Below are 10,482 nucleotides of genomic sequence, written 5' to 3'. Positions count from 1 at the left end.
TGATTGTCGCCTTTTTACGCCACCTGCCAGTGCGCTGGCTGCACGCCGTGCTCGCTCGCTCCGAACGACCCCGCTAACACTTGCTGGCGTCGCTCCTCAGTAACAGAACTTTACGAATGGACCACAAGGCGCCTACCAAACCCTACTGCAAAAACCGCCGTTGCGGCCGATACTCTGGGGAGCCTCTGAACAACTCCCCCGGGGCTCTGGCTTATCCGAGGGACGTTGCCGCAGTGGTGCGGCATCCCGACGGACTCATGCAGGAATGTCTAGACCTTTCAAATGAGTCCAACGCGGTGGCAACGTTCCTCGGAAAGTCGGAATGCCGCACCACCCGTAGGGCGCGGCCAAAACGTCCTGCCCCGGCGTTGCACTTCTTGACAAGGGCTACGGCCATTGCGCTGCGAAGTGCGCCTTGTGGCAGAACGTTTTAGCTCGCGCAGAGCCCTGGGGGAGTTGTTCAGAGGCTCCCTAGCAGGTTGTTGAAACAGGCCTGCTGCCTGTTTCAACACACGAGAAGCAAAGATTGCGATGTTTGCTTCTCTCACAAAATCAATGACGTAACAGTCATCGATTTTGCCGGAACGTCCATATTCCGGTAGCAGGCCGCCGACATTCCGCGAACATCAACAGCCTGCCAAATCGCCCTCGACTCGGCGTTCGCATGAGCCGCTGTCCGAGACGTAAAGTTTTTCGGCATCTGGCGCAGACACCCTGTTTTCTGCTATAACTGCGTGTAATAAAGTGATCTGGTTCACATTATTTCGTTAACCTGGGAACATCAGATTTGAGTCAATACAGTCAACGTCTTTCCGACACGACACTTCGCATGCCTGTTGCATTGTTGCAGGTCGGGATGTTCGTGTGCCGGTTAGACAGACCCTGGCTGGGAACACCCTTCCTGATGCAGGGTTTCCTGATTGAAAACCGGGAGATGCTGCACCAGGTACAAAGCCTGTGCAGTCAGGTGTGTGTCGATACCCGCAAGAGTCTGGTCACGTTCAAAGCCCGACCCGACAAGTCCCAACCCGCACCGACTTTGCCCGCCTCTTTCGACCGGGATATGGCGCAAATGGGCTTGCGCAGTGTACTGCCGACCTACACCCGAACGCTGAAACACGTCAAAGAAGCCATGCGCGGGCTGAGCAAAGGCCACTCGCTGAACCCGGAAACGCTGGGCAAGCAGGTTGATGAGTGTATTACCGCCCTGATCGACAACATTCCGGCGATGACCTGGTTGTCACGGGTAAAAAGCCATGACGACTATACCTATGAGCATGCCCTGCACGTCAGCCTGCTGTGTATGGTGTTTGGCATTCATTGCGGCTGGCCCCGGGATGAAGTGCGTACCGTCGGGCTGGCCGGTCTGCTGTTCGATCTCGGCAAACTGCGCATTCCAAAATCGTTGCTGAACAAACCGGGGCCGCTGACAGAAGTGGAATGGCAACTGTTTCGCGAGCATACGAAATGGACGCGCTACCTGCTGGAAAAATCCGGGTTCGGGCAGGACGTGATCGCCGCCTGCTACTACCATCATGAGCGACCCGACGGACAAGGCTATCCAGTGCAGAAACTGGCTGGCCAGGTACCCTTAGGTGCCAGACTGATACACATACTCGACGCCTTCGACGCCATGATCAGCTATCGGCCCTACGCCCAACAGCGCACCGTCTACGATGCCATTCGGGTGCTGTACAAAGGGCGCACCACGGAATTCGATTCGGCACTGGTCGATCAGTTCATCGAGTTGATGGGAGTCTATCCAATCGGTACTTTGATCGAGCTGAGCAGCGGTGAAGTCGCCGTGGTCATTGGCCAGAACCACGACGCCCGATTGTTGCCAAAAATCGCGGTAGTCCGTGACCGCAACAAACAGCCGGTCAGCGAGCGCGTGGTCAATCTGAAATACCTGACTGGCAACGACGGCAAGCCACTGTTTCGGGTTAAAACCATGCTGCACGACGGCAGCTACGGTATTTTCATGCAGGATTATACTCGTCAACTGGTGTTGGGAACCCAGGCGGCACGCTAACGACCCTCCGGCTCTACTAACATCAACCTTGTACCCTGTCGCACAATGGCCGACACTCACCAGACCCCTGACCTCCTCTGGACTCGCATGACCTGGGATTGGCTGCTGACCCTGGGCCTCTGGCTCTACATAGCCCTGTTGATCGCGCTCAGCTTTCGCATTTTGATGCGCCGGCGCAGTGTGGGCGTCACCCTCGCCTGGCTGCTGCTGATCTACATCCTACCACTGGCCGGTTTCGGCTTTTATCTGCTGTTCGGCGAACGATATCTCGGTCGGTTGCGGGCCAGGCGCGCTATGGTCCAGAACCGGTTTTACAACCAGTGGCTGCATCAGGTTGGCGAGCGTGATGCGCTGAACACCTTGGTTGGAACACCATTGCGACCCGTAATGGAACTCACCCTGGGCAGCCTCAAGCTGCCCGCCTTGCGGGGCCACAACTGGCAATTGCTGAGTGAACCGGACCGGGTATTCGATGCCCTGCTGGCCGACCTGAAGCAGGCAGAAGACTGGATATTCATGGAGTTCTACATTCTCGAACCCGAAGGACGGGTCGAGGAAGTGCTCGCTGCCCTCACCGACGCCCGGGCCCGCGGCGTATCCGTTTACCTGTTGCTCGACAGCGTTGGGTCAAACCGGTTCCTGCGCAGCGCTCGACATCGGGCCCTGGTCAGGGCGGGGGTCGAGGTACTGGATGTATTACACGCCAACGTTCTACGCATGTTCCTGCAACGCATTGATCTGCGCCAGCATCGCAAACTGGTCAGCATCGACAATCGCATCGCCTACAATGGGTCAATGAACCTGGCCGACCCCGACTGGTTCAAGAAACACAGCGGTTTTGGACCCTGGGTGGATGTGATGGTCAGAGTTGAAGGCCCGATGGCATCCATTATTCAGGGCACCATGATATTCGATTGGGAGATGGAAACCGGTCACCGACTGAACAACGCCCTGAGCTGGCCCGAAGCCGCCAGTGACGGCCCGGCACTGATGCAGTTCCTGCCCACAGGGCCAGCCTTCGATGAAGACATTCTGCTGCAAGTGCTGTTAACGGCCGTGCACAATGCCCAGCACAGAGTGATCATTACAACCCCGTATTTTGTGCCGGATGAATCCCTGCTGCAGGCGCTGAAGTCTGTTGCCAAACGGGGGCTGGAAGTGACCTTGCTGGTGCCACGACGCATTGACAGCCGCCTGGCCAAGTACGCGGGTCGCTCTTTTTATGACGAGTTGCTCAGCCACGATATCAACATACTGCGCTTTGACGGCGGCTTGCTGCACACCAAGAGCGTAATCATCGACGACCACCTGGTCCTGATCGGTTCGGTAAACCTGGACATGCGTTCTATCTGGCTGAATTTCGAGGCCACCCTGATCGTGGACGACCCGGCGTTCTGCCGCGCAATGGTCGGCGTCGTCGACCAGTACAAGACCCACAGTCACCGGCTCGAATTGAACCGGTGGCGTCAGCGCCGCTTCCACAAACGCGTCGTGGAAAACCTGGCGCAGCTAGCCAGCCCGTTACTCTGAGTATACGACTCGAGACTGCTGTGCGGTAACAGACTGAGGGGCGGATCGGAAAAGATGGTTAACCGACGGGCCGGGTATAGACCCCAACCAACATTAGCAGGGCAATAACGCCCGTGGCCGGAATCAGCACCAGCACAAATTTAAGCGGATGATACAGCCCGGAAGCTCCTGCCAGCAGGCCAATACCGCCGCCGCCTCCGATCAGCCAGTTGCCGGGCATATTAACCAGCACGGCCAGTGCGAGGTACGGATGACTGGCCAGTTTATCGCTGGCAAAGCGCAGCATTCGATCGCCCGGGCGATCACTGGTTGCCGCGGCTACACGGGCCTCGAACCGCTGCTGCAGCCGTTGTATCTGTGGCCATTCACGTAACCAGTAGCCAATGCTGAACGCCAGCAGCAAGCCCAGGGGTGTAACCGCCCAGATGGCCAGGATCCCCAAAGGCCCAAAAGCCGCCATCACCAGCCAGCCCAGCTCCACTGCAGGCAAAAACGGCACAGAGAGTGCGATGGCATAGACCAGGGCCGTGCCGGCTACGATCCACACATGGGGTTGATCCTGTTCGTTCAGCCATCGCATCACCAGCCCTTGCCCGTCGGTAAAAAACACCAGCCAAACCATGGCTGCAATGGCGATCCAGGCCAGGACGCGCCGAATCATCGGACGTTGGCACGAGTATGCGGGGCAGCCGTTAATGATTGCTCAGGGCCAGGACCGGAATTGAGCAGAAAACGGTTGCGATCATCCAGTCTGGCCTGAGCCAGCGCTTGCATCAGACGGCGGTTCAGCGCCTGGGGCGATTCAGTTGCCTCGCTCAGGGTCCCGCCCAGACTGACTCGAACTCGCTCACTGCCATTACCCAGTTCAAAACTGCGCCGAATCACCACTTCCTGCAGCCGGGCCATCAGCGATTCAACCGACTCAGGGGTAATCGCCCGGTCACTGACCACCATAAACTGATCCCCCCCGACCCGGGCGAGGTACACCGACTCCGGCAAGTGTGTTCGCAGTCGTTGTGCCAATTTGCGTACCAGTACGTCAGCCACTTCCTGCCCCCTGCGACGATTGACCTCGCGAAAGTCATCAATATCAAGAATCACGACTGAAAACCGGATCGCCTGGTTGTACAGGGTTGCCATCCGTTCAAGGCTGGCATTGCGATTGGGTAAGCCGGTCAGCGGGTCGATCAGTGCCAACCGCTCCAATTGGTCACGCTGGCGCAACAGGCGAGTGATGAACGAGCGGCACACCACTGACATCGCCAGCATGCAGACCATCAGATCCAACCACTTGTAGCTGGCGTGATCGTCGGTCGACATGGGGAACCAGGGGGTCGACGCCCGGGGCAATACAAACACCAGCGTCAGCAATACCACCGTTACCGTCAGCAACGACAACTGCCACTGGCGCTGCTCAGGCGGCAGCACCATGAATATCAACGGGGGGACCAGCAGGAAGTAATATTCAGCAGACTGCTCCCGGGTAAACCCGTACAGGTTCATCACGGTAATGCAGAACAACAGCACCGCAATCATCCAGATCGACGCCAATATCGGTCGGCTGAGGTAATACGCAAGGATTGCGAGTGCATGCAGGGCGCCACAGAACACCAGAAACAAGCCAAGCACACTCGGTGGTGCGGTCACCTCAAGCACCAGGGTGTACAGGGCGTAGGCAAACACACCAATCCAAAGGCAATGGCGCAGAGACTGGCTGCGTAACTCAGCATCACTGGGCACGGCGTTCGTCCAATATTTTACCGACACTGTTGTCAACCTGAGGTGGGAAATTGCGGTATGGTTTCGCTGCGCGGTCCCTGTGCAGGCGGGCATTGGTCGAATCAGAACACACCGGCAGAAGCCGGTAGCGCTCTGCTAAACTGCCGAAAGAACCCCGGGGCGGGGCAAACGGTGATATCCCTTAAAGCGCCTCGCCCGCGGCATTCTGTTACGGCACGCACTGTGTTACTGGTGTACGTGTCCGTGCTCGAGCTCTTCAGCTGTGGCTTCGCGAATGTCTGCGACTTCGCCTTTAAAGCTCAGCGATTTGCCTGCCAGAGGATGGTTGCCATCGACCGTTACGGTTTCACCTTCGATCGCTGTCACCGTTACCTGCAACGGGCCGCCCTGAGTTTGAGCGGTGAAGACCATGCCTTCTTCCACTTTTTCGACACCCTGGAATGACTCCATGGGTACCGACTGCACCAGGCCGTCCTGGACGTCACCGTAGGCTTCTTCCGGTGTTACCTGCACGTCAAAGGCTTCGCCCTGAGCCAGGCCGTCGAGCGCTTTTTCAAGACCGGGGATAATGTTCTGGTTACCGTGCAGATACACCAGAGGATCGCGCCCTTCGGAGGAATCCACGACAACGCCGTCTTCATCCTTCACTTCATAATGGATGGATACAACACGTTGAGCAGCAATGTTCATAAGAGGCTCCTGTTTGGAGGTGGCTGCGTACTGCAGCCTGAGAATGTAAGACCTGTGCTTGCGCGCGCAGGCCCTTGCCCTGGTTAGTCTCACTTGGGTCCGGGCACGGATCCGAAGCTCAAGCCGGCAAGAATACCAGTGCCGGGCGCCGCATGAAAGGCAACCAGGCAGCTTATGCGTTACCAAGCGTAGTGGTTAAACGCGTTAGCGGGCATCAAACACCGATAAAACCGGCCAGAGCGTTAGCTGCCTGGTCCAGATTGTCATCCAGACTTACCCCACTGGCTTTGCGGGGCTTCAGGCTGTGGTCGCCGTCTGCGCACCAGCTCAGGTTCACCGTCTTTGGCAGGGAGTATCCCTCGACCTGCTCCCGGCTCCCCAGCGCATCCCGCTCGCCCTGGCAGATCAGCACCGGGCAGCGGACCTGAGGCAAGTGCTCCAGGCGAGTCTTTTCCGGTTTGCCGGGCGGATGGAACGGATACCCCAGCACACACACACCACTGACATCGCGCTCGGTGGCCAACAGGGTTGCCATGCGCCCGCCCATCGATTTACCGCCGATGTAGACCGGGCCCTCGCCCAACTCATCCAGCACCTGGCTGAAATGCGCCAACAGGCGCGGAGCCCGGTCTGGCGGGCGCTTCTTACCGGTGATCCGCCGCTCCGCCATGTACGGGAATTCAAACCGTATGACGCGCACGCCGCGGCTGGCCAGCCGAGCGGCCATGTCATTCATGAATTCCGAGTCCATTGGCGCTCCCGCCCCATGCGCCAGCACCAGGACCGGGCCGTGTTCGGGCCCATCGACCATCATTGTTTGCATCCCCTTTGAGCAGTCAGTGGGTCAGTCGTAACGCCGCGTCGGGCTTTACGTTACCCTGGCAGGTTGCGGCCATACTGAGAATTTCAACAGCCTGCTATACTGGCCAAACCTTTTTAGTCGGACAAGTGTCGCACATGCGTACCCCCCTCATTGTACTATCAGGCCTGTTCCTGCTCGCAGGCTGCAGTTCCGTTCCACTCAGTAAAGTCGATACCACTGAGCTGGATGTGACGGTGGACTATCGTCAGTTGCCGGACCGGGTCGAGCTGGATACTCAATGGCGCACCGGATTCTGGAATCGCCGGGTGGATGCCGATGGATCCCGTCCGGAAATAATGACTCGCGGCGGTGAAGTGCTGGCCCTTAACCGCGGGCCGGATGACGGCGACTATTCACTGTCGCTTGACCCGGAAACCGGCCCCTACCGCTTATCGGTGCCCGGCTTGCCAGAGCTGACCTTGCCGGTGGGGGAAACCGTCTCACTGGCCGGTGCCAACAGCATTGCCGGTGATCGCTTTGACCGGGAAGACGAGCTGATTCTATCGGTTCGGGGTGCAACCGACCGCCCCCGGGGCTGGTCTTTCACAGCCTGGTGTGGCAACGAAAGCTGGACCATCAACCGGTCCCTGCCCCGCGACGAAACCGAACTTGAACTCGACCTGGGGCGTTTGATGCAACAGATCAACAACGCGGCCGAAGCCGACCTGAATGGTCAGATCCGCACCCGGGTAACCTTGTGGGAGGCTTTCGATATGGATTGGCAGCCGCCATTCAAGCCCGGTGTTGCCCGGGTCGAAGACCGCGTCGAGTTTGAGGTCGACACCGCCAGCTTTCGGTTTCAGGCAACCGTTCGGATTCAACTGTCGCAAAACGCTTTTTTCAGTCTGCAGAACCAGGCCTGGCCGGTCAGGTACTGTTCATGACGCCTGAGGACTGACTGTGCACCGACAACCAGTCACTGAAATCGGGCAACGGCATAGGCCGGGCGATCAGGTAGCCCTGAACCCGATCACAGCCGAGTTCAACGCAGACACTCAGGGTCGCTTCCAGCTCAACGCCTTCCGCAACAACAATGGCTCCCATGCTGCGCGCTAATCTGACAATGGCCGCTACTATGTCCCGGTCCAGGTCAGAGGTTTCCAGCTTGCTGATAAAAGCCCGGTCGATCTTAATCTCGTCGGGCAGGATACGACTCAGATACGCCAGTGAACTGTAGCCGGTACCAAAGTCATCGATGCTGATCTGACAACCCAGCTGGCGCAGTTGATCCAGCATTGCCATGCAGGCATCGGGGTTCTCCATCAACACCGACTCCGTCACCTCTACTTTTAACCGGGTTGCGTCGACATCGGTAGCGGCGACTCGCATAGCCAGATCCTGTCCATCAACCCGGGTTACCAGATCCAGAACCGATAAATTCACTGACAATGACACTCTCTGGTCCGGGTGCTCCAACAACCAGTCGGCCGCCACTCGCAGCACTTCCCGGGTCAGACTGGAGATGCCGTGGGTTTGCTCAGCCAGTGGAATGAATTCACCGGGCGGGACATTCCCCAGTGTCGGGTGTTGCCAGCGCAGCAACAACTCCCCTCCTACAGCCACACCGCTGCCCAGATCAACAATGGGCTGAACGTGACAACGCATCTGATCGCGCTGTATCGCCTGAGGCAAAGACCGGTTCAGTTCATTCTGGCGAATAAAGAAATCGTTTTGCTGATCCGTGTAATAGTGGATGTAATGATTCTCCCGCTCGGCCGTGATCAGTGCGACGTTGAGTTTGCGCAGCAATTCATCCAATGACTCGGACGGGTCGGTAACGGCATAGGCGGCCATGCGAGATTCCACTTCAAACCGGTGCTCATCTTCCTCAAGCACCAGCACGCGCATAGGGGCCATGGTGGCATCCAGATCAGTCAGATCGGCTGCGTCAAAGACCGTCATGAAGCTGCTGCGCGACCAGAGCACCATAGCTGCCTGCTGTTGCTGGCTCCCGCCGGCGCTCACCTCGTAGCCTGCCAGAGGCATAACGCCTAACTGGCTGAGCAGGAACTGGTTCCAGCGCTGTGTTGCCTGCATCCACAACCGATGAGCAACCGTCGGCCCCAACAGGCGGATCATGCTGCGAATGCCGTCAATTTCAATCAGCACCACAACGGGCTCTGACATGTGTGCACTGAGCCTGGTCCAATTCGGGCTCAACACCTTGCTGAAATAGGCCCGGCTGGGCAAACCTGTTTCCGGGTCTTGCAACAGCAATTGTTTCTGACGAGTTTCCAGAAACCGCATCCGTGACATAACAGCAAACGACATCAACAGCAGCTCAATGACCGTGGATGCAAAAAAAGCGTTCAACGTAAACCAGGACACCGGCAACTGCCCCGCGTAGGTCGCAGTACCTATGGCTCCTCCGATGATTTGCACTGCCACGGATCCCAGCAAAAAAGCCGCCGGGCCATAACCTCGCCGAATCTGCAACGTACAAATGAACAGCACCGGACCGAAGGTGACCAGTTGCAACAGCACCAACGGTATAAACAGATAGAAGTCGGGCACCACCAGGCTGAGCATCGCGCACAACAGATTCACCCCCTGCAGAGTGCGCACCAGTGGCAATCGAAACAAATGGCCGTCTGCGGCGCCCTTACCCAGAAACGGAATCGAAAATGAGAAGATCAGGAAGATCAGTAGAAAATTCATGGTCATTATGTGCGTCGACAGGAACTGCACGACCGACAACGGCAGGAACAAGTGGCCATACCCCGTCAGTGCTGAAAAATAAAACACAATGAAGACGTGGAACACCATGAACCAACGATAGGTCGCATCGGACCGCGCGTACAACAACACCGCATTGAACCCGAACATGGCCAGCGAAAGAGCCAGCATCACCCAGTCTGTCGCCAGGCGGTTCTGGTTCAATCGCTCGCGTTCCGAATCCGGCGACACCAGCAATGCGGGAGCCAGCGGTGTCGAGCTGAACAGTCGCAACACCAGGTGGTACTCACCCGGACCGGGTACCAGCATCCGGTCCTGGTACCGTTCAACGGCCCGTGCCTGCTCCAATCCGGATTGGTTCATGCCCAGCGCATGAGAACTGATCAGCCGACCTCTGTCGTCGAGCAGATACACTGTGAACTCGGCCAGAATGACGTTTTCGTTGGTCAGCATAAAGGACTGGGGTACGCCGGCTTCACCCTCCAACACCCGATCGTATCTGAGCCACAGAGCATCCCGGCTGACCATGGGCGAACTGACCTGGCTGGTCAAAAACAGATCCGCTTGCACATCTTCAAGCCGATCATGTGGAGCAGCCAGCCAGGTTGCATCAGGCTCGGTCAGCCACTCGTGGTCGGGCCAGACTGTCATGGTCGACGCCTGACTGGAGAAGGACAGAAGCATGATCAGCATAACCCCATACCGGCCTAGCCGACGCGGCCAGGTATGACACCACCCGGCCGATACGTTCCCTGCTGTTATCCCGGTATCGGGTTGGTTCATCGCTGTCACAGTCGATACATGCCTCGCGCCCTGCGCCACTCCTTAAAAATCGAAAGGCCATTGCCTGCTAGGCCTGGACCTGAATGCAGAGTCTAGTTGGAATCCACAGCAATGTAGAACCAATACACCTGTTTTCGCCCATTTTCCGTCTATCTGTACCCTGCGTTTA

General features: G+C 57.7%; 8 protein-coding genes. 3 read left to right on the top strand and 5 right to left on the bottom strand.

Going from position 1 to position 10,482, the window contains the following annotated elements; genetic code table 11:
* Window positions 1-829 precede the first annotated feature (829 nt).
* Window positions 830-2,032, top strand: a complete 1,203-nt coding sequence (locus tag G565_RS22290; RefSeq protein ID WP_051207013.1) for a cyclic di-GMP phosphodiesterase — start codon at window positions 830-832, stop codon at window positions 2,030-2,032.
* Window positions 2,033-2,119: 87 nt separating this feature from the next.
* Entirely contained in the window at window positions 2,120-3,562 is a 1,443-nt protein-coding gene (gene cls / locus G565_RS0100105) for a cardiolipin synthase (RefSeq protein WP_037336876.1), read from the top strand.
* Window positions 3,563-3,620: 58 nt separating this feature from the next.
* On the opposite strand, the gene G565_RS0100100 is transcribed toward cls, so the two are convergent.
* The 4 genes from G565_RS0100100 to G565_RS0100085 form a co-directional block, all read right to left on the bottom strand.
* Window positions 3,621-4,223: a hypothetical protein gene (locus G565_RS0100100; RefSeq protein WP_028669161.1), complete on the bottom strand. Its 603-nt coding sequence runs from the start codon at window positions 4,221-4,223 to the stop codon at window positions 3,621-3,623.
* On the bottom strand, window positions 4,220-5,302 hold the full coding sequence (locus tag G565_RS0100095; protein WP_028669160.1) for a GGDEF domain-containing protein: 1,083 nt from the start codon (window positions 5,300-5,302) through the stop codon (window positions 4,220-4,222). The genes G565_RS0100100 and G565_RS0100095 overlap by 4 nt, the downstream gene beginning before the upstream one ends.
* 225 nt (window positions 5,303-5,527) lie before the next feature.
* Window positions 5,528-5,992, bottom strand: coding sequence for an FKBP-type peptidyl-prolyl cis-trans isomerase (locus tag G565_RS0100090; RefSeq protein WP_028669159.1), 465 nt, complete (start codon window positions 5,990-5,992; stop codon window positions 5,528-5,530).
* Between the two features lie 214 nt (window positions 5,993-6,206).
* Complete coding sequence (locus G565_RS0100085) at window positions 6,207-6,806, bottom strand: alpha/beta fold hydrolase (RefSeq protein ID WP_342662954.1); 600 nt, start codon at window positions 6,804-6,806, stop codon at window positions 6,207-6,209.
* 143 nt (window positions 6,807-6,949) lie between these two features.
* Here G565_RS0100085 and G565_RS0100080 point away from each other — a divergent pair, with 143 nt between their 5' ends.
* Window positions 6,950-7,738, top strand: a complete 789-nt coding sequence (locus tag G565_RS0100080) for a hypothetical protein (protein ID WP_051207010.1) — start codon at window positions 6,950-6,952, stop codon at window positions 7,736-7,738.
* On the opposite strand, the gene G565_RS0100075 is transcribed toward G565_RS0100080, so the two are convergent.
* Complete coding sequence (locus tag G565_RS0100075) at window positions 7,722-10,181, bottom strand: EAL domain-containing protein (RefSeq protein WP_169579599.1); 2,460 nt, start codon at window positions 10,179-10,181, stop codon at window positions 7,722-7,724. The two genes, G565_RS0100080 and G565_RS0100075, sit on opposite strands and share 17 nt — an antisense overlap.
* Between the last annotated feature and the right edge of the window lie 301 nt (window positions 10,182-10,482).

Origin of the sequence: Saccharospirillum impatiens DSM 12546 (assembly GCF_000423605.1) — a bacterium.
In the GTDB taxonomy this organism is placed as follows: domain Bacteria; phylum Pseudomonadota; class Gammaproteobacteria; order Pseudomonadales; family Natronospirillaceae; genus Saccharospirillum; species Saccharospirillum impatiens.
The sequence above is the reverse complement of the archived record's forward strand: the minus strand, read 5'-3'. Positions and strand labels throughout refer to the sequence as shown.